A 20,466-nucleotide genomic window follows, 5' to 3' on the forward strand; every position below is an offset into this window, starting at 1 on the left:
ATATCCGTTTTATTATTTGTAATTATAGTTTTGACCATGTTTTAGGAATAAACATCAATAAAACAGGGTATATTTCTAAACGTCCTGCTATCATAGCAAATGAAAGAAGGAGTTTTGAGAATGGACTAAAGAATGAGAAAGTTTCATTGCTACCTAAGAGTGGGCCTATGTTGTTAAAACATGAGGCTGCAGCACTGACAACAACCAAAAAATCATTAGTATCAAGCGTTAAAACAAGAACGAGTGCCATGAAGATAGCTAAATAGATAGTTAGATATTTTAAAACGCCATGTTGTGTATTTTTATCTAGAACGCTTTTATTAATGTGTAGTGACATGACTCTATTAGGATAGAGTGTAGACAATACTTGGTTACGTGCAATCTTTGCTAGGATTAAGCTACGCATGACTTTAAAGCCCCCAGCTGTAGAGCCAGCAGAACCACCGATAAACATCAAGAATAGCAAAATAACCTGTGAAAACAAAGGCCAACGAGTGATATCAGTCACGCCAAAACCAGTTGTCGTAATAATAGCTGATACTTCAAAGAAAATATGTTCGAGGCCTTGTCGAAAATTATCATACATACCGATGACGTTTAGAGCAATCATGAAAGTTGCTATTGCCACGATGCGGAGATAGGTTTTTAGTTCCTCATCACCAAAGAATGCTTTAATTTTTCGGAGTAAAAGAAGATAGTAAAGATTAAAGTTAACCCCGAAGATAAGCATACCAATAGAAACTAAGTTAGTTATCAGAGGACTATTATAATGGGCAATGCTATCATTGTAAACTGCAAAACCACCTGTACCTGCAGTTCCCATCGCTATGATAATACTATCAAAGAAAGGCATACCTGCAAAATATAATATTACTGCAAATACTGCAAACATAAGAAGATATAACAGATACAAAATTTGTGCAGTTTTTTTAAGTTTCGAGACAACTTTACCAAATACAGGTCCAGGAACTTCAGCTCTCATAACCTCTAAATGGCTATTTTTAGAATTTTCCATGATGGCAAGGGCAAATACTAAAACCCCCATTCCACCGATAAGATGGGTAAAACTACGCCAAAATAAGAGCGCGGGGGATAAGACACTGACGTCATCAAGAATAGTTGCTCCTGTTGTCGTAAAACCAGAAGATACTTCAAAGAAAGCATCGATAATATTAGGGATTTGTCCTGAAATAACAAATGGAAGGGCGCCAAAGAAGGACCAAAGTATCCAGCAGAGTGCAACAATTAACATGCCTTCCTTAGTGTAGATATGATAATTTTTAGGTTTAAAGAGAGAACCCAGTAATCCAAGGATGATTAGAATAATCATGGTAATGACTATACTCATCATGACACTTTGCGGTTCACGGTAAATAAGTCCAACAGTTAGAGGAATCGCTAGAAGAGCAGCTTCAATCATCAAAAGTTTTGAGAGGAGGAAACGAATCATACTTTTATTCATATTCCTACCTCGCTAACATATCACTAGTTCTAGTAATATTTTTTAATAAGGTGATAACAACGATACGATCACCCACTGTTAAAACATCCTCACCAGTTGGGAAAATCGTTTTATTATTGCGAATAATCGCTGCAATTAAAATATTTTGCTTTAATTTTAAAGATGCAAGACTACGATTTGCTAATTTGCTAGTTTCTTTTATTTCAAATTGTAAGGTTTCAATGCGATCGTTAGCAATATGATGCATAGCTTCTAGGTTGGAATCCTGAGCATTTACACGCCCGCGTACAAAGTGCATCACATGGTCTACGGCAATACGCTTGGGTGTGATAATGCTTGATAGTTGTTTATCGTCAATGATTTCTAGTAGGCTAGTTCGATTAACTTTGGTAATGTTTTTAGGAATACCGATACTTTCTAAGAACATTGAGGTAATGATATTTTCTTCATCAACACCAGTTAAAGTAGCAACTGCGTCAAAACTTGTAACGCTTTCTTCTAACAAAATATTTTTAGCAGTACCATCCCCATGAACGACAGGAACATTGGGAAATTCTTGACTAAAATATTCAGCTTGTTCTTGGTTGAGTTCAACTAGTTTGACGTGTGTATTGGTATTTTTAAGGATATTGAGTAGGTAGTAGGCGATGCGTCCTGCACCGATAACCATCAAGTTTTTGACAACTTTATTTTTAACGTAATTATGGAAAAGTATCATTTCAATACGGTTTCCAGTTACAAAGATTTTATCTTTGACTTGGATAGTTGCATCGCCATCAGGAATAATCAATTTGCCATCGCGTTCAATTGCGCAAATAACAATATTACCAAATTTTTTACGAATTTGACTCATTGAAGTATGACAGAGTTTATTTCCTTCTAAAATTTTAAATTCCATTAACATCACACGCCCGTTGGCGAAATGTTCAACTGAAGTTGCATTTGGAAATTCTATGGTATTAGCGATATATTGTGCTGCTAACAATTCAGGGTTGACAACTGAAGAGAAGCCAAGAAAGTTTTTATCTTTGAAGTAAGGATTAGAATACTCAGGATTACGCATGCGAACAACAGTCTCTTTTGCCCCCATTTTTTTGGCAAGAACTGCTGAAATCATATTAACTTCATCTCGATCAGTGATAGCGATAAAAATATCACAATTTTTGACTTCGGCTTGTTCTAAAATTTTATAGTTTGCCCCATTCCCAACAATTCCCATAATATCATGCTGTTTAGTGACACGTTTAAGGACGTTTTCTTTTTTCTCAATTAAAACAACATCGTGCTTTTCAGCAACAAGTGAGCGACAAAGTGCGGTTCCGACTTTACCTCCGCCGACAACAATTATTCTCATTTTTACCTCCAATAATAAACTCTATGATACCTTTTTTTTAGTAAAAATGCACGAGAATTATGGTTAAAAAACGTTTTCATCTTTCTGATAAGAGTAATATGATTCTCTTATCAGAATCTGGTGAAAAATAACACAGATAAACTTGTGACAAGCCCTAAATTAGGTTATAATTAACCTTTAAGCGTACAGTAGAAATGGAGATATTATGGAGAATCATAATTCTATTAAACAGACCTATGGATTAATGACTACAATTGCTATGATTGTAGGTGTAGTGATTGGTTCAGGCATTTATTTTAAAGTTGATGACATCCTTAAATTTACTGGTGGAGATGTCTTTTTAGGCATGGTAATTTTAGTACTAGGTTCTTTTTCGATTGTTTTTGGAAGTTTGTCAATTTCTGAGCTAGCTATTAGAACGAGTGAAAGTGGTGGTATTTTTTCTTACTACGAAAAATATGTTAGCCCAGCTTTAGCAGCAACTTTAGGCTTGTTTGCGTCTTTTTTGTATCTTCCAACTTTAACAGCAATCGTTTCATGGGTAGCTGCATTTTATACTTTAGGTGAATCATCAAGTTTGGAATCACAGATTATTTTAGCTGCTGTTTATATTTTAGCGCTTAGTCTCATGAATATCTTTGCTAAGCGTATTGCAGGGGGATTCCAATCTTTAACGACCTTTGTAAAAATGATTCCTTTAGTCCTAATTGCTTTAATTGGTGCTTTTTGGTCTGATAAAGCTCCACAACTTCCACAACATTTAACAGCTATTCAACCGTCAAATGTTGGATGGAGTTGGGTGTCAGGTCTGGTACCATTGTATTTTGCATATGATGGTTGGACAATTTTTGTTAGTATTGCACCAGAAGTCAAGAATCCCAAGAAGAATTTACCACTTGCCTTTGTCATTGGTCCAGCGCTTATCTTATTATCATATTTGGCATTTTTCTATGGTTTGACACAAATTTTAGGTGCTAGCTTTATTATGACAACCGGTAATGATGCTATTAATTATGCAGCTAACATTATTTTCGGTCCTAGTGTTGGGCGTTTATTATCTTTCATTGTTATTTTATCTGTATTAGGTGTTGCCAATGGACTTTTACTTGGGACGATGCGTCTACCTCAAGCTTTTGCGGAACGCGGATGGATCAAAAGTGAGAGGATGGCTAACATAAATTTGAAGTATCAAATGTCATTGCCAGCTAGTTTGACGGTGACGGCTGTAGCTATTTTTTGGCTTTTTGTTCACTTTATGGTTACAAAATTTAATTTATTGCCGGGTAGTGATATTAGTGAAATTGCTGTGGTGTTTAATAATACCAGTTTAATCATTCTTTATGTTTTAGTACTCAGCCTTTATCTCAAAAAAGATATTAAAAATAAATTTACCGGCTTAGTTTCACCGATTCTAGCAATTTTAGGCGGTTTGATCCTCTTTATCGGGAGTTTGTTAAGTAATTTCTTTACGGTTTTAATTTTCCAATGTTTTTGCTTATTATTCTGTTTGATTTGTCATTATATCTATCAAAAAAATAACCCAAAAACTCATGAATAGGTTGACTTTGTAGACTGAAGTGCTATAATAGTGTCAACGATTTGTTAGTTTAAATCAAACCTGTTATGATTTAAGCTAACAAACCACCATAAACCACATTGTTTGCTGAGATTGACTCCGAGCAGTGTGGTTTTTTTGCGAGTCAGAATGAGTTCTAGAAAGTGATGATGAGATGAATATTGAAACATTAACGCAGAAAAATCATCGTTCCGATAGTGGACGAAATCATATTGTTTTATTTGAACCACAGATTCCAGCAAATACTGGTAATATTGCTAGAACTTGTGCGGCAACAAATGCTCCTTTGCACATCATACGACCGATGGGATTTCCTATTGATGATAAAAAAATGAAACGAGCAGGACTGGATTACTGGAATAAGCTAGATGTTAGTTTCTATGATAGTTTGGAAGAATTTATGTTGTCATGTCGTGGGAAAGTTCACCTAATTAGCAAATTTGCTGACAAGGTTTACTCAGATGAAAATTATAATGATGATCAAGACCATTATTTTATGTTTGGTCGTGAAGATAAAGGATTGCCAGAAACTTTTATGCGCGAGCATGCCGAAAAGGCCTTACGAATTCCCATGAATGATGAGCATGTGCGTAGCTTGAATGTTTCAAACACTGTTTGTATGATTGTTTATGAAGCCCTTAGGCAGCAAAGTTTTCCTAATTTAGAATTAAGCCATACTTATGAAAATGATAAATTAAAATAATAAAGAAAGTGATCGTTTAAAATGGTCACTTTTATCTTTAGAATGTTAATTAGTATATAGTATCAAAAACAAATGGTAAAATAGTCACCAAGGCGACAAGGGATATTTTTAGCTGTAGAATAGTCAGGAGTAATTATGATTACATATGATTTCACAAGTTTACCAGAACGTTTTTCAAGTAATGCCATAAAATGGAAGGCGGTTCAAAAAGATCAAGAAATCCTTCCCCTTTGGATTGCGGATATGGATTTTCCTATCTTTCCAGAAATGTCGGAGGCTATTGAAGATTTTTCACACCAAATGGTTTTTGGCTATGATAGTCCTAAAGACAGTTTATACCAAGCTATCTCTAATTGGGAAGTGCAAGAACATGGTTATCAATTTGATAAAAAATCATTATTATTAATTGATGGGGTTATACCAGCGATTTCAGTTGCCATACAAGCCTTCACAAAGGAGGGAGATGCTGTTCTAATTAATACCCCAGTCTATCCGCCCTTTGCTAGAACTATAAAATACAATAATCGTCATTTAGTTTCAAATAGTTTACTTAATAATAATCAGTATTTTGAGATTGACGTTAAACAATTAGAAAAAGATATCATTGAAAATAATGTAAAGCTTTATATTTTTTGTAGTCCACATAATCCCGGTGGGCGTGTCTGGACAAAAGGAGAAATTCAAAAAATAGGAGATATCTGTAAACGGTATAATGTTATCCTAGTTTCTGACGAAATACATCAAGATTTGGTATTATTTGATAATGTACACCATAGCTTTAATACTGTTGATTCTACTTTTAAAGAATTGAGTGTTATTTTATCTAGTGCAACTAAAACGTTTAATATTGCAGGGACTAAAAATAGTTTTGCAATAATTGAAAATGAAAAGTTACGCTCTGATTTTAAGAAGAGGCAAATAGCTAACAATCAACAAGAAATTTCCTCATTGGGGTTATTAGCTACAGAAGTTGCCTTTACAAAAGGGAAACAATGGTTAAAGGCCCTAAAAATGGAGTTAGAAGGATCAATAGAATACCTTTATGAGCAATTAACGCAAAAAACTCATATCAAAGTGATGAAACCAGAGGGAACTTATCTTGTTTGGTTAGATTTTTCTGCTTATAATTTAACGCATTTAGAAATTCAAGAAAAACTTCGATATGATGCCAAATTAATATTAAATGATGGTTTAACTTTTGGAAAAGAAGGGAAAAAACATGCTAGAATCAATGTCGCAGCTCCTAGGTCTGTTATTGAGGAGGCAGTTTTGCGATTAGTGACAAACTTTAGAAAAAATGACTAGACTATAAAAAAAAGTCGCATGGAAAGGGTTTTTATGTTATAATACTTTGAATGTAAACAAGCGTTAGAATGTTTTTAATGCTCAAAATTAAATAGAAAGCGGTCATTATAATGGGAAAATTTCAAGTCATTTCACATCCACTTATTCAACATAAACTGTCAATCTTACGTCGCACTACAACATCTACTAAAGATTTTCGTGAGTTAGTTGATGAGATTGCGATGTTAATGGGCTATGAAGTGTCTCGTGATTTGCCTTTAGAAGATGTTGAAATCCAAACACCAGTAGCGACAACTGTACAAAAACAATTAGCTGGGAAAAAGTTAGCAATTGTTCCAATTTTACGCGCAGGTATTGGTATGGTTGATGGTTTCTTAAGCCTTGTGCCAGCTGCTAAAGTTGGTCATATCGGTATGTATCGTGATGAAGAGACTTTCCAACCAGTCGAATATTTAGTTAAGTTACCTGAAGATATTGATCAACGTCAGATTTTTGTAGTTGATCCAATGCTTGCTACAGGTGGGTCTGCTATTTTAGCAGTAGATTCTCTAAAAAAACGTGGCGCAGCTAGTATCAAATTCGTTTGTTTAGTAGCAGCTCCAGAAGGAGTGGCAGCACTTCAAGAAGCACATCCAGATGTAGATATTTATACCGCTGCTTTGGATGAAAAACTCAATGAACATGGCTACATTGTTCCTGGACTCGGAGATGCTGGTGATCGCTTATTTGGTACAAAATAAGATTTGAGATGAATAAGGCTTTTCTGAAGAACTCAGAAAGCCTTTTCTTAAAAAAGTTATTATTTGACCTTTGTTGACCAAATGATTATAATAGTGACAGTGATAAAAAGAAATGGAGAAAGATATGATTCCAGTAGTTATTGAACAAACAAGTCGTGGTGAACGCTCTTATGATATTTACTCACGTCTTTTAAAAGATCGTATTATTATGTTGACCGGCCAAGTTGAGGATAATATGGCCAATAGTATCATTGCACAGTTATTGTTTCTCGATGCACAAGATAATACAAAGGATATTTACCTTTATGTCAATACACCAGGTGGTTCAGTATCGGCTGGACTTGCTATTGTGGATACCATGAACTTTATTAAATCGGACGTACAGACGATTGTTATGGGGATGGCTGCTTCGATGGGAACCATTATTGCTTCGAGTGGTGCTAAAGGAAAACGTTTTATGTTACCGAATGCAGAATATATGATCCACCAACCAATGGGTGGAACAGGCGGAGGCACACAGCAATCTGATATGGCTATCGCTGCTGAGCATCTTTTAAAAACGCGTCATACTTTAGAAAAAATCTTAGCTGATAATTCTGGTCAATCTATTGAAAAAGTCCATGATGATGCAGAGCGTGATCGTTGGATGAGTGCTCAAGAAACACTTGATTATGGCTTTATTGATGCTATTATGGAAAATAATAATCTACAATAATAGATTTAAAAGAGTTGAGTTTATCAACTCTTTTTTTATTTGTTGGAATTATGTTATAATCTTAGTAATTACAGATATGACGCAGAAAGGAAAAAATTATTGAATAAACAAGAGCGTTTAGGAATGAGCGTTTATCTTTACTATAATCGTGACGCTCGTAAATTATATAAATACGGAGATGTTCATTATCATTCTCGTAGATTAAGATATCTAGTCATTTATGTTAATAAAGAGGATATTGTTAGCGTTAGTAAAGAGATAAAACATTTAAAATTTGTTAAGGATGTTCGGTTATCAGCAATTGATGATATTGATCAGGATTTTGTTGGAAACTTATATCGCTAAGATACTTATAGTAGTTATTAGAAAGAAGGAGTTCGGATGTCCTTCTTTTTTATTTAGTTTCTATAATTTTCAAAAAAATAATTTAAAAACTATTGACAATATTCTGATAATTCTGTATTATTTTAGTTACCATTTTCAAAAAAGGAGAAAAATATGGAAAAGAGACTTAGTTTAGGAGCTCTTGTTTTAGCTAGTACAGTTCTTTTAGCAGCATGTGGAAATGTCGGAGGAGGAGCATCTTCGACAGGAACAAAAATAGGGAAAGATATTAAGGTAGGGTATAACTGGGAATTATCAGGAAACGTTTCTTCGTATGGAAATTCAATGAAGAATGGAGCTGACTTAGCAGTAAAAGAAATTAATGCTGCTGGAGGGGTTGGCGGCAAGAAGTTAAAAGTCCTATCACAGGATAATAAATCAGAAAATGCAGAGGCAGCAACGGTTGCCACAAACTTGGTTACCAAAGGAGCTAATGTCATTATCGGACCAGCAACATCGGGTGCAGCTGCATCTTCAACTCCAAAAGTAAATGCAGCAGCAGTTCCAATGATTGCACCTGCTGCGACACAAGACAATTTAGTCTATGGTTCTGATGGAAAAACCTTAAATCAGTATTTCTTCCGAGCTACTTTTGTCGATAATTATCAAGGAAAGCTATTGTCTCAGTATGCTACAGACAACCTTAAAGCTAAAAAAGTTGTTCTATTTTATGATAATTCATCAGATTACTCAAAGGGGGTAGCAAAATCATTTAAGGAAAGTTATAGTGGAAAAATTGTTGATAGCATGACATTCTCCGCTGGTGATACTGATTTCCAAGCGTCATTGACTAAGTTGAAAGGGAAAGAATATGATGCTATTGTGATGCCAGGTTACTATACCGAGACAGGATTAATAGTTAAGCAAGCGCGTGATTTAGGTATCTCTAAACCGGTTCTTGGGCCTGATGGTTTTGATAGTCCGAAATTTGTGCAATCGGCAACACCTGTGGGAGCTTCAAACGTTTATTATTTGACAGGTTTCACTACACAAGGATCAACCAAAGCTAAAGCTTTCCATGATCATTACGTTAAGGCATATGGTGAAGAACCATCCATGTTCTCGGCTTTATCATACGATGCCGTGTATATGGCAGCTAAATCTGCTAAAGGAGCTAAAACTTCAATTGATCTTAAAAAAGCTTTAGCTAAGCTGAAAGATTTTAAAGGTGTGACAGGGAAAATGTCTATTGATAAAAATCATAATGTTGTTAAATCAGCTTACGTTGTCAAATTAGACGATGGAAAAACAAGTAGCGTTAACATTATTTCAGCAAAATAAGTATTCTCTAGAAAAATGGGAGTTTAATTTTCAGCTCCCCTTTTTTAAAAAGTAATTTTTCAGAATAATTCGACAATAATATATAATAGAAAGTATGGTTATAATATGCTTCAACAGCTCATTAATGGACTTATCTTAGGATCCATATATGCTTTACTTGCCTTAGGATATACTATGGTATATGGCATTATTAAGCTGATTAATTTTGCTCATGGGGACATCTATATGATGGGCGCTTTCATGGGCTATTATTTGATTAATCATCTTCATCTTAATTTTTTCCTAGCTTTATTAATTGCAATGCTGGGGTCTGCTTTCCTAGGTGCTGTAATTGAATATTTAGCTTATCGTCCACTGAGAAAATCAACTAGAATTGCCGCGTTAATTACAGCTATTGGTGTTTCTTTTCTTTTGGAGTACGGGATGGTATACCTTGTTGGAGCGGATACTAGGGCATTTCCGCAAGCCATTCATACTGTTAAATATAATTTAGGACCGATAACTATAACCAATGTTCAGCTCATCATTTTAGGTATTGCGCTATTACTAATGCTTACTTTACAGTTCATCGTTCAAAAAACTAAAATGGGGAAAGCTATGAGAGCTTTATCAGTGGATAGCGATGCCGCACAATTGATGGGAATTAATGTTAACCGTACCATTAGTTTTACATTTGCGCTGGGGTCTGCTTTAGCTGGAGCAGGTGGAGTACTGATTGGGCTTTATTATAATTCTGTTCAACCTCTTATGGGGGTAACTCCAGGGTTGAAAGCATTTGTTGCAGCTGTCTTAGGTGGTATTGGTATCATTCCGGGAGCGGCTATCGGTGGTTTTGTTATTGGCATTTTAGAAACTTTAGCGACTGCACTTGGTGTGTCAGATTTTCGAGATGGTATCGTTTATGCTATTTTAATTCTCATTTTCTTGATCCGTCCAGCAGGAATTCTTGGAAAAAATATTAAGGAGAAGGTCTAGGCATGAAAGAAAATATGAAATCAATTTTATCTTGGTTAGCTATAGTAGTGTTAGGTTATCTCTTGATTAGCGTGCTAATATCTATGGGTATATTTAACCTCTATCATATTCAAATTATTGAAACAATTGGGATTAATGTTATTTTAGCAGTTGGTTTGAACCTAATTGTAGGTTGTTCGGGACAGTTTTCACTAGGACATGCAGGTTTCATGGCTATTGGCGCTTATGCAGTTGCTATTATCGGCGTTAAAATGCCAACTTATGTAGGTTTTTTGATAGCTATACTTGTTGGAACTCTTGTTGCAGGAGGTATTGCCTTAGGTGTAGGAATTCCTACTTTGAGACTAAAAGGTGATTATTTAGCTATAGCTACTTTAGGTGTTGCTGAGATTATCCGTATTTTGTTGGTTAATGGAGGTGATATTACGAATGGTGCTGCGGGTATCATGGGGATTCCGCCTTTTACAACCTGGTCTTTAGTTTATGGGGTGGCAGTTGTGAGTCTTATCCTTGCAATGAATTTTTTGCGTAGTCCCTTAGGGCGTAATACAATTGCTATACGAGAAGATGAAATTGCAGCAGAGTCTATGGGTGTGGATACAACAAAAGTGAAAGTAATTGTTTTTATTTTTGGAGCTATTTTAGCTTCTATCGCTGGTAGTTTACAGGCTGGCTACGTTGGAACTGTTATGCCAAAAGACTTTTCATTTATGATGTCTGTCAATGTTTTAATTATTGTTGTTTTAGGTGGTTTAGGTTCAATGACAGGGACAGTTTTAGCAGCAATTTTATTAGGATTATTGAATATGTTACTACAAGACTACGCTTCTGTTCGAATGATTATCTATGCTTTAGCCCTGATTTTAATTATGATTTTTAGACCTAGCGGTTTATTAGGAACGAAAGAGTTAACTCTATCTCATCTATTTCGTAAGACGAGTAAGGGAGACATTTAGATGGCACTTCTTGAAGTAAAAAATTTAAGTAAACATTTCGGTGGCCTAACTGCTGTAGGTGATGTTTCGATGAAATTACATAAAGGTGAATTAATTGGCTTAATCGGCCCCAACGGTGCGGGTAAGACAACGCTTTTTAATCTCTTAACAGGAGTATACCTTCCTAGTAAAGGGACAATATCACTTGATGGTAAGATATTAAATGGGAGGAAACCAGCTAAAATAGCTTCTTTAGGTTTAGGTAGAACTTTTCAAAATATCCGACTTTTTAAAAATATGACTGTTTTAGACAATGTACTAGTAGGACTCAGTAATCATCACTTATCACATCCTATTGCTAGTTTTTTACGATTACCCAAATACTATCATAGTGAAAAAGCCTTAAGGAAAAAGGCACTAGAGCTATTAGAGATTTTTGGTTTGAAAGCATATCAAGATGCTCTTGCCAAGAACCTCCCTTATGGAAAACAACGGCGTTTAGAAATTGTTCGTGCTTTAGTAACAGAACCAAAAATATTGTTTTTGGATGAGCCCGCGGCAGGAATGAATCCTCAAGAAACTGCAGAATTGACGCAGTTAATTAGTCAAATAAAGAGTGATTTTGATATTACTATTATGCTGATTGAACATGATATGAACTTGGTTATGCAAGTAACAGAGAGAATTTATGTATTGGAATATGGTCGTCTGATTGCTCACGGGACACCTGAAGAAATTAAAAATAATAAACGTGTTATAGAAGCATACTTGGGGGGTGAGTTATAATGACCATGTTGAAAGTAGAAAATCTATCTATTCATTATGGTGTTATTCAAGCGGTGAATGATGTCTCGTTTGAAGTTAACCAAGGTGAGGTTATAACCTTAATTGGAGCCAATGGTGCAGGAAAGACATCAATTTTGAGGACAATTTCTGGTTTAGTAAGACCAAGTCAGGCTTCTATTTCTTTTATGGGGAAACCTATACATAAGTTAGCAGCTAGAAAAATTGTTGGCAATGGTTTAGCTCAGGTTCCAGAAGGGCGCCACGTTTTCTCAAGTTTGTCTGTTATGGAAAATTTAGAAATGGGAGCCTTTCTTCAAAAGGATCGTGAACAAAATCAAAAAATGTTAAAAAAAGTGTTTGATCGTTTTCCTCGCTTAGAAGAACGTAAAAACCAAGATGCAGCAACCTTATCAGGTGGTGAGCAGCAAATGCTCGCTATGGGGCGTGCATTGATGAGTCGTCCTAAATTATTACTTTTAGATGAACCGTCAATGGGCCTAGCTCCAATTTTTATTCAAGAAATTTTTAATATCATTGAAGACATCAAAAAACAAGGGACTACAGTTCTTTTAGTTGAACAAAATGCAAATAAAGCTCTGACAATTGCTGATAAAGCATATGTTCTAGAGACTGGGAAGGTTGTTTTATCAGGGACAGGTAAGGAATTACTAGTTTCAGATCAAGTTCGTAAAGCTTACTTAGGTGGATAATATTTAGAGGAGTCAGGTATGCCAGTGAAAGATTTTATGACAAAAAAATTAGTTTATGTCTCTCCAGACACTACAGTTGCAGAAGCTGCTGATTTATTGAGAGAACACCACTTAAGGCGTTTGCCAGTTGTTGAAAATGATCAGCTAGTGGGGTTAGTGACAGAAGGGACAATGGCAGAAGCACAACCTTCTAAAGCAACCAGTCTTTCTATATATGAGATGAACTATCTTCTTAATAAGACAAAAATTCGAGATATTATGATTAAAGATATTGTGACTGTTTCACAGTATGCTAGCCTTGAGGACGCTATTTATTTGATGATGTCTCGAAAGATCGGTGTTTTACCAGTAGTTGATAATGGACAACTTTATGGGATTGTCACGGATAGGGATGTTTTTAAAGCCTTTCTTGAAATTGCGGGGTATGGTCAAGAAGGTTATCGCTTGGTTATATTAGCTGATGAGGGGATAGGGGTACTATCAAAAGTCCTAAATCGTCTTTCTAGTGCAAATTTAAGTGTTAAACGTTTAGTCATTATTGAACGAAAAGCAGGTAAGAAAGCGGTCGAGATACAACTAGAAGGATACGCTGACAAGGATGTTTTAAAACAAGAACTAGTATTTGATGATGTTATTGTGGAAACTTTAGAAAAGACCGTGAAAAAACCACTTTCTTAAAAATATCAGACATGCACAATCAAGTTGTGGGTGTCTTTTTTTGATAAATTTTGATAGAATAGTAGTAATTATAAATAAAGGATGTACCATGAAAAAAGGACTAATGATTTCTTTTGAGGGCCCAGATGGTGCGGGTAAAACAACCGTTTTAGAAGCTGTTGTACCCTTGCTCAGAGAAAAATTATCACAAGATATTCTCACCACCAGAGAGCCTGGTGGCGTAACTATTTCAGAAGAAATTCGTCATATTATTTTAGATGTTAAACACACGCAAATGGATAAAAAAACAGAGCTATTGCTTTACATGGCTGCTCGACGCCAACATCTAGTGGAAAAGGTACTCCCAGCTCTAGAAGAAGGGAAAATAGTCCTAATGGATCGTTTTATTGATAGTTCTGTTGCCTATCAGGGATCAGGAAGAGGATTAGATAAGTCACATATAAAATGGCTTAATGACTATGCGACTGATAGTCATAAACCTGATTTAACTTTATATTTTGATGTTCCTTCTGAAGTAGGTTTAGAGCGTATTCAAAAAAGTGTTCAAAGGGAGATAAATCGTCTAGATCTCGAGCAATTAGATATGCATCAACGCGTCCGTCAAGGTTACCTTGAATTGGCAGATTTAGAGCCAAACCGCATTGTGACGATTGATGCCTCCCAACAGCTAGATGAAGTAATAGCTGAGACATTCTCTATTATTTTAGATCGTATCAACCAATGAATCAGGAAGTACAAAGGTCATGGATTTAAAGCGAACACAACCCAAATTGCTGGAAAAGTTTAATACTATTTTACAGTCAGATAGGATGAGTCATGCCTATCTTTTTTCGGGAAATTTTGCAAGTCTAGATATGGCACTTTATTTAGCACAAAGTCAGTTCTGTGAAAAGCGCCAGAGTGGTTTACCATGCCAAAAGTGTAGAGCTTGTCGTTTAATCGCTAATGGAGAATTTTCAGATGTTAAAATCATAGAACCACAGGGGCAACTTATTAAGACAGAGACTATAAAAGAGCTGACTAAAGATTTTTCAAGATCAGGTTTTGAAGGGAAATCACAGGTCTTTATCATCAAAGATTGCGAAAAAATGCATGTCAATGCAGCCAACAGCCTTTTGAAATTTATTGAAGAACCTCAAAGTTCATCTTATGTCATCTTATTGACTAATGATGAAAACAATGTTTTGCCAACAATTAAGAGTAGAACGCAAATTTTTCGTTTTCCAAAACAATTGGACATGTTGGTTCATCAAGCTGAACAAGCAGGATTGCTAAAATCACAAGCTAGCTTATTAGCTCAAGTAGCAGACGATCCTAAACATTTAGAAATATTGTTGGCTAACAAAAAGTTATTAGATTACTTGAATTTAAGTCAACAGTTTGTGACGACCTTGGCAAAAGATAGGCAAACTGCTTATTTAGAAGTATCTCGCTTGACATCGCAAGTTGTAGATAAAAATGATCAGGCATTTGTTTTTCAATGGCTGACAATAATGCTGGCTAAAGAAGGCCAACTTTATGATTTAGAAAATACTTATAGAGCTCAGCAAATGTGGAAGAGCAATGTTAGTTTTCAAAATAGTTTAGAGTATATGGTGCTTTCTTAGACAAATAATACGCGCAGAGAGGAAGAGTGAATGGATAAAAAAGACTTGTTTGATGCCTTTGATGATTTTTCACAAAATTTATTAGTTGGGTTGTCTGAAATTGAGACTATGAAAAAACAAATCCAAAAATTATTGGAGGAGAATACTGTTCTACGTATTGAAAATGGTAAACTTCGTGAGCGTCTGAGCGTTATTGAAGCAGAAACAGAAACTGCAGTTAAAAATTCTAAACAAGGAAGAGAACTACTCGAAGGAATTTACAATGATGGCTTTCACATTTGTAATACTTTCTATGGTCAACGTCGTGAAAATGACGAAGAATGTGCTTTTTGTATTGAATTATTATATAGAGATTGATGGAAATGCAAGTTCAAAAAAGTTTTAAATCAAATACACATTACGGGACACTCTATCTAGTCCCAACTCCAATTGGTAATCTAGATGATATGACTTTTCGTGCCATTAGGATTTTAAGAGAAGTTGATTTTATTTGTGCAGAGGATACACGAAATACGGGACTTTTACTCAAGCACTTTGATATTACTACTAAACAAATTAGTTTTCACGAACACAATGCTTATGATAAAATCTCTGGGTTAATTGATTTGTTAAAAGAAGGGAGATCTTTAGCCCAAGTATCTGATGCAGGAATGCCCTCTATTTCTGACCCAGGACATGACCTTGTCAAGGCTGCTATTGAAGGGGATATCCCGGTCGTATCTATACCAGGAGCTAGCGCTGGTATTACTGCTCTCATCGCTTCAGGTTTAGCTCCACAACCTCATATTTTTTATGGCTTCTTACCGCGTAAGCAAGGTCAACAAATAACTTTTTTTGAAACAAAGAAAGATTACCCTGAAACACAAATCTTTTATGAGTCACCGTTTCGAGTCTCTGATACGCTAAAACACATGAAAGAGATTTATGGAGATCGCCAAGTTGTTTTAGTACGCGAATTGACGAAACTCTATGAAGAGTATCAAAGAGGAACCATTAGTCAACTTTTAGGGCATATTGAAAAGGTCCCTCTCAAAGGTGAATGCTTAATTATTGTTGATGGTAAGAGAGATACTGAGCGAGTGAAAGACAGTAGCCAACAAGATCCACTAGTATTAGTAAAAGAATATATCGCTAATGGCGATAAAACTAATCAAGCGATAAAAAAAGTAGCAAAAGAACTTAATCTCAATAGACAAGAACTCTACGCTAGTTTCCATGATTTATAAGTAATAATATAAAAAGGTTGCCAAAGAAAACTTTGGCAACCTTTTATAATCTCCGATTTACCTATTGGAATAAATAAGTAAGACACTTCCAATTTCCTTAAGATTTTTAATTTCAGCTCTTTTGAATACCATTGCAAATTGGATTTTATTTCTGAGAGCAGGTTATAAAAGATGGTATGCTCTTATTCCGGTTCTTTCAGGTTTTACAAAACATGAAAGAACTTAGTAGTAAATATACTAAAGAAACTTATAGTCCTGTTTCGAATTTTTTATTGAGTTATTCTAGTACCATGGGCTTGTCTAACCCCAGTTTCTTGGCAAATATATTGATAGTTTTCAGCAGTCACACCACCGCCAACCATAATTTCAATACGATTATTAGCATATTCAACTAGTGCTTTGATATGTTTGATATTTTCTATAATTGGTTCGCCATTAGATGAACCATGTAGGAGAATCCTTGTAAAGCCTAAAGCAACTAACTGATCTATTGCTTTTTTTTGGTCAGATTTCGGGATAACATCAAATGCCATATGAAAAACAAGTGGTAAACCTTGGGTAGCGGGTAGAAGTTGTTCAATGGCTTCAGTATCAATATGATTATTTGAAGTTAATATTCCCAAAACAAGAGCATCTGATTCTAACTCAACAGCACGTAGGATGTCCTCTTCCATAATACGTAATTCTAAATCATTGTATACAAAATTTCCTCCACGGGGACGAATCATAACAGCGACACTAATACCTTTTTCATGTAAATATTGATTAGCTTCTTTGATAACACCATAGCTAGGAGTAGTGCCTCCGACAGCAAGGTTATCACAAAGCTCGACACGTGAAATAATAGCTTTATCTAATCTGGTTAAGTCTGTTAAATTCTCTGCACAAAATTCCCTCAAAATCATAAATTACTCCTTTAAACTTGATTGTTCGCCTTTACCATTATATCACGAATAAAAAGCAAAATTAATCAAAAAAATCTTTACAATATTCAAAATACTGTGCTATAATCTTACACAATTATATGGAGGTGTTATATGACAATTTATAATTTTTCTGCAGGTCCTGCAGTCTTACCAAAACCAGTGCTTGTAAAAGCCCAATCTGAACTCCTTAATTATCAAGGGTCCAGTATGAGTGTTTTGGAGGTATCGCACCGCTCCAAAGAGTTTGATGATATTATCAAAGGTGCTGAGCGTTACTTAAGAGATTTGATGGGAATTCCGGATAATTATAAAGTAATCTTTTTACAAGGTGGTGCATCCTTACAGTTTAGTATGATTCCCTTGAATATTGCCAGAGGGCGTAAAGCTTACTATCATGTTGCTGGTTCGTGGGGGAAAAAAGCTTATACAGAGGCTGTAAAACTATCAAAAACAATTCCTTTTGAACCAATTCTATTAGCCTCATCAGAAGAATCAGTTTATGATTATATTCCAGAGTTTGATGAAAAAGAGATTGATCCTAAAGCTGCCTATGTTCATGTGACAACAAATAATACCATTGAAGGAACATCGCTTTATGATATTCCTAAAACTAATGGAGTGCCTGTTATTGCGGATATGTCTTCTAATATCTTAGCTGTAAAATATAAAGTAGAAGATTTTGCAATGATTTATGCAGGAGCTCAAAAAAATATTGGACCTGCTGGTGTAACGGTAGTTATTATCCGTGAAGATATGATTAATGAGGAACCAACTTTATCATCAATGTTGGATTATAAGATTCAGTCAGATGCTGGTTCTCTTTATAATACGCCGCCTGCTTACAGTATTTACATTGCTAAATTAGTCTTTGAATGGGTGAAAAGTCTAGGTGGTGTTGATGCTATGGAGAAAGCTAACCGTGAAAAATCAGGACTTCTCTATGATTATATTGATTCCTCAGAATTTTATAGTAATCCTGTCAGAGATAAAAAGAGTCGTTCTCTATGTAACATTCCTTTCATAACTATTAATAAAGATTTAGATGAAAAATTTGTAAAGGAAGCGACAGAACGTGGATTTAAAAATATTAAAGGACATCGTTCGGTAGGTGGTATGAGGGCTAGCCTTTATAATGCCTTTCCTAAACAAGGTGTCATCGAATTAATTGATTTTATGAAAACATTTGAAGCAGAAAATGCATAGTAAATGTTATCACGAAAGAAAATTAAACCGTTATTATAGTCTATAATATATAAAAGTGGGTAATATAATGCAAATCAGATTAGCTTTTCCAAATGAAATTGACCAAATTATGCTTCTTATTGAGGAAGCGCGTGCCGAAATTGCTAAAACAGGAAGTGATCAATGGCAAAAAGAAGATGGATACCCTAATCGTAACGATATTATTGATGATATCTTGAACGGTTATGCTTGGGTTGGTATTGAAGATGGGATGCTAGCGACTTATGCGGCTGTCATTGATGGTCATGAAGAGGTTTATGATGCTATTTATGAGGGAAAATGGCTCCATGATAACCATCGCTATCTAACATTTCATCGTATTGCTATTTCAAATCAATTTCGTGGTAGAGGACTAGCACAGACATTCCTTCAAGGGTTAATTGAAGGTCATAAAGGACCTGATTTTCGTTGCGATACTCATGAAAAAAATGTCACTATGCAGCATATTCTAAATAAATTAGGCTATCAATATTGTGGTAAAGTACCTCTAGATGGGGTACGATTGGCTTATCAGAAGATAAAAGAAAAGGGAGAAACGAGCATCTATCGTGAGATTGATGAAAGAAATCCCATGTAAGAAAAAAAGAAAGGGGTTATTTTAGTCAATGATGACTAAAGAGATAACCTTAGTGAAAAAGAATGGTTTTTAGTGTCAAAACATTTAATAATATTAATCAAATTGGTTTACAAGAGTTAGGGAATCGTTTCCAGATTGATGGGGATATGTCAGAAAATCCTGATGCCTATATTATTCGTAGTCAAAATTTGCATAATCAGGATTTCCCAAGTAACCTCAAAGCTATTGCTAGGGCGGGTGCAGGAACAAATAATATTCCTATTGAAGAGGCAAGTGCACAGGGAATAGTCGTCTTTAATACCCCAGGTGCAAATGCTAATGCTGTAAAAGAAGCAGTCATTGCTGCCTTATTGCTTTCAGCTCGTGATTATTTAGGAGCTAACCGATGGGTTAATACTCTAACTGGAACAGATATTCCCAAACAAATTGAAGCAGGAAAGAAAGCTTTTGCTGGTAATGAAATTGCAGGAAAAAAATTGGGAGTTATCGGCCTTGGTGCCATTGGAGCTAGAATTGCGAATGATGCTAGACGCTTAGGAATGACAGTTCTTGGTTATGATCCCTATGTTTCAATTGAAACAGCTTGGAATATTTCAAGCCATGTTCAAAGGGTTAAAGAGATTAAGGATATTTTTGAAACTTGTGACTATATCACAATTCATGTTCCCTTAACAAATGAAACTAAGCATACTTTTGATGCGGAAGCTTTTTCAATCATGAAAAAAGGAACTACGATTATCAACTTTGCTCGTGCAGAATTAGTCAATAACCAAGAGCTATTTGAAGCGATAGAAACTGGTGTTGTCAAGCGCTATATTACTGATTTTGGAGACAAAGAATTATTAAACCAAAAAGGAATTACAGTCTTTCCTCATGTAGGCGGATCAACAGATGAGGCAGAGCTAAATTGTGCTATTATGGCAAGTCAAACCATTCGTTGTTTTATGGAGACAGGAGAAATCACTAATTCAGTTAATTTCCCCAATGTACATCAAATTCAAACCGCACCATTTCGTATTACTTTAATTAACAAGAATGTTCCTAACATTGTGGCTAAAATTTCAACTGCTGTATCAGAGTTAGGTATAAATATTGATAACATTATTAACCGTTCAAAGGGTGACTATGCCTACACACTAATAGATTTAGATGAAACGGATAATAACAAGATTTCTACTTTAATTGAAGAATTTGAAGGTGATGAGAATATCGTCCGTGTACGTTTAATTGCAAAAAAACAATAAAGAACTAAAAAAAGTCATGAATTGCTTTTCATGGCTTTTT

22 protein-coding genes are annotated in these 20,466 nt (G+C 35.2%); 19 read left to right on the top strand and 3 right to left on the bottom strand.

From position 1 onward, the window contains the following. Positions 1-22: 22 nt before the first annotated feature. Positions 23-1,462: a TrkH family potassium uptake protein gene (locus EGX70_RS10835; RefSeq protein WP_001043415.1), complete on the bottom strand. Its 1,440-nt coding sequence runs from the start codon at positions 1,460-1,462 to the stop codon at positions 23-25. Between the two features lie 4 nt (positions 1,463-1,466). Beyond that, entirely contained in the window at positions 1,467-2,816 is a 1,350-nt protein-coding gene (gene trkA, locus EGX70_RS10840) for a Trk system potassium transporter TrkA (RefSeq protein WP_001220338.1), read from the bottom strand. Positions 2,817-3,021: 205 nt separating this feature from the next. On the opposite strand from trkA, the gene EGX70_RS10845 reads away from it, so the two are divergent. From EGX70_RS10845 to rsmI, 16 genes are all read left to right on the top strand, one after another. Beyond that, complete coding sequence (locus tag EGX70_RS10845; protein WP_000427467.1) at positions 3,022-4,374, top strand: APC family permease; 1,353 nt, start codon at positions 3,022-3,024, stop codon at positions 4,372-4,374. 172 nt (positions 4,375-4,546) lie between these two features. After that, positions 4,547-5,095 carry a tRNA (cytidine(34)-2'-O)-methyltransferase gene (locus EGX70_RS10850; RefSeq protein ID WP_123948135.1) on the top strand — a complete coding sequence of 183 codons (549 nt, stop codon included), beginning with the start codon at positions 4,547-4,549 and terminating at the stop codon, positions 5,093-5,095. A gap of 135 nt (positions 5,096-5,230) precedes the next feature. After that, positions 5,231-6,400, top strand: a complete 1,170-nt coding sequence (locus tag EGX70_RS10855; protein ID WP_000634079.1) for a MalY/PatB family protein — start codon at positions 5,231-5,233, stop codon at positions 6,398-6,400. 110 nt (positions 6,401-6,510) lie between these two features. Further along, positions 6,511-7,140, top strand: coding sequence for a uracil phosphoribosyltransferase (gene upp, locus EGX70_RS10860; protein ID WP_000514490.1), 630 nt, complete (start codon positions 6,511-6,513; stop codon positions 7,138-7,140). Positions 7,141-7,264: 124 nt separating this feature from the next. After that, positions 7,265-7,855 (top strand): ATP-dependent Clp protease proteolytic subunit, encoded by a 591-nt coding sequence (locus tag EGX70_RS10865; protein ID WP_000613483.1) that lies wholly within the window; start codon positions 7,265-7,267, stop codon positions 7,853-7,855. A gap of 99 nt (positions 7,856-7,954) precedes the next feature. Continuing rightward, positions 7,955-8,200, top strand: coding sequence for a DUF2129 domain-containing protein (locus EGX70_RS10870; RefSeq protein ID WP_001041186.1), 246 nt, complete (start codon positions 7,955-7,957; stop codon positions 8,198-8,200). 153 nt (positions 8,201-8,353) lie between these two features. After that, a complete protein-coding gene (locus tag EGX70_RS10875; protein WP_000415516.1) occupies positions 8,354-9,520 on the top strand; it encodes an ABC transporter substrate-binding protein in 1,167 nt (388 codons plus the stop codon). Between the two features lie 105 nt (positions 9,521-9,625). Then, complete coding sequence (locus EGX70_RS10880; protein WP_000941396.1) at positions 9,626-10,495, top strand: branched-chain amino acid ABC transporter permease; 870 nt, start codon at positions 9,626-9,628, stop codon at positions 10,493-10,495. 2 nt (positions 10,496-10,497) lie between these two features. Further along, a complete protein-coding gene (locus EGX70_RS10885) occupies positions 10,498-11,451 on the top strand; it encodes a branched-chain amino acid ABC transporter permease (RefSeq protein ID WP_029140712.1) in 954 nt (317 codons plus the stop codon). Further along, the gene (locus EGX70_RS10890; RefSeq protein ID WP_001185989.1) at positions 11,452-12,216 is read left to right on the top strand and encodes an ABC transporter ATP-binding protein; all 765 of its coding nucleotides are present in this window, start codon (positions 11,452-11,454) and stop codon (positions 12,214-12,216) included. It begins immediately after the preceding gene. After that, a complete protein-coding gene (locus EGX70_RS10895; RefSeq protein WP_000178141.1) occupies positions 12,216-12,926 on the top strand; it encodes an ABC transporter ATP-binding protein in 711 nt (236 codons plus the stop codon). The genes EGX70_RS10890 and EGX70_RS10895 overlap by 1 nt, the downstream gene beginning before the upstream one ends. Positions 12,927-12,944: 18 nt before the next feature. Next, a complete protein-coding gene (locus tag EGX70_RS10900) occupies positions 12,945-13,604 on the top strand; it encodes a CBS domain-containing protein (protein ID WP_001144246.1) in 660 nt (219 codons plus the stop codon). Positions 13,605-13,692: 88 nt separating this feature from the next. Continuing rightward, positions 13,693-14,328, top strand: coding sequence for a dTMP kinase (gene tmk, locus EGX70_RS10905; protein WP_000715594.1), 636 nt, complete (start codon positions 13,693-13,695; stop codon positions 14,326-14,328). A gap of 19 nt (positions 14,329-14,347) precedes the next feature. Further along, the gene (locus tag EGX70_RS10910; protein WP_000364568.1) at positions 14,348-15,211 is read left to right on the top strand and encodes a DNA polymerase III subunit delta'; all 864 of its coding nucleotides are present in this window, start codon (positions 14,348-14,350) and stop codon (positions 15,209-15,211) included. A gap of 30 nt (positions 15,212-15,241) precedes the next feature. Next, positions 15,242-15,568, top strand: coding sequence for a DNA replication initiation control protein YabA (yabA, locus tag EGX70_RS10915; protein ID WP_000358198.1), 327 nt, complete (start codon positions 15,242-15,244; stop codon positions 15,566-15,568). Next, a complete protein-coding gene (gene rsmI, locus EGX70_RS10920) occupies positions 15,568-16,437 on the top strand; it encodes a 16S rRNA (cytidine(1402)-2'-O)-methyltransferase (protein WP_000425864.1) in 870 nt (289 codons plus the stop codon). The genes yabA and rsmI overlap by 1 nt, the downstream gene beginning before the upstream one ends. 269 nt (positions 16,438-16,706) lie before the next feature. Here rsmI and EGX70_RS10935 read toward each other — a convergent pair whose 3' ends face one another. Beyond that, the gene (locus EGX70_RS10935) at positions 16,707-17,342 is read right to left on the bottom strand and encodes a copper homeostasis protein CutC (RefSeq protein WP_000603275.1); all 636 of its coding nucleotides are present in this window, start codon (positions 17,340-17,342) and stop codon (positions 16,707-16,709) included. 132 nt (positions 17,343-17,474) lie between these two features. Here EGX70_RS10935 and serC point away from each other — a divergent pair, with 132 nt between their 5' ends. The 3 genes from serC (at position 17,475) to EGX70_RS10950 (ending at position 20,426) form a co-directional block, all read left to right on the top strand. Then, entirely contained in the window at positions 17,475-18,566 is a 1,092-nt protein-coding gene (serC, locus tag EGX70_RS10940) for a 3-phosphoserine/phosphohydroxythreonine transaminase (RefSeq protein ID WP_000158399.1), read from the top strand. 67 nt (positions 18,567-18,633) lie between these two features. Then, positions 18,634-19,182, top strand: a complete 549-nt coding sequence (locus EGX70_RS10945) for an acetyltransferase (protein ID WP_001167085.1) — start codon at positions 18,634-18,636, stop codon at positions 19,180-19,182. 62 nt (positions 19,183-19,244) lie between these two features. Further along, a complete protein-coding gene (locus EGX70_RS10950; protein ID WP_000232152.1) occupies positions 19,245-20,426 on the top strand; it encodes a phosphoglycerate dehydrogenase in 1,182 nt (393 codons plus the stop codon). Positions 20,427-20,466 lie beyond the last annotated feature (40 nt).

Origin of the sequence: Streptococcus sp. FDAARGOS_522 (genome assembly GCF_003812445.1) — a bacterium.
Classification (GTDB): domain Bacteria; phylum Bacillota; class Bacilli; order Lactobacillales; family Streptococcaceae; genus Streptococcus; species Streptococcus agalactiae.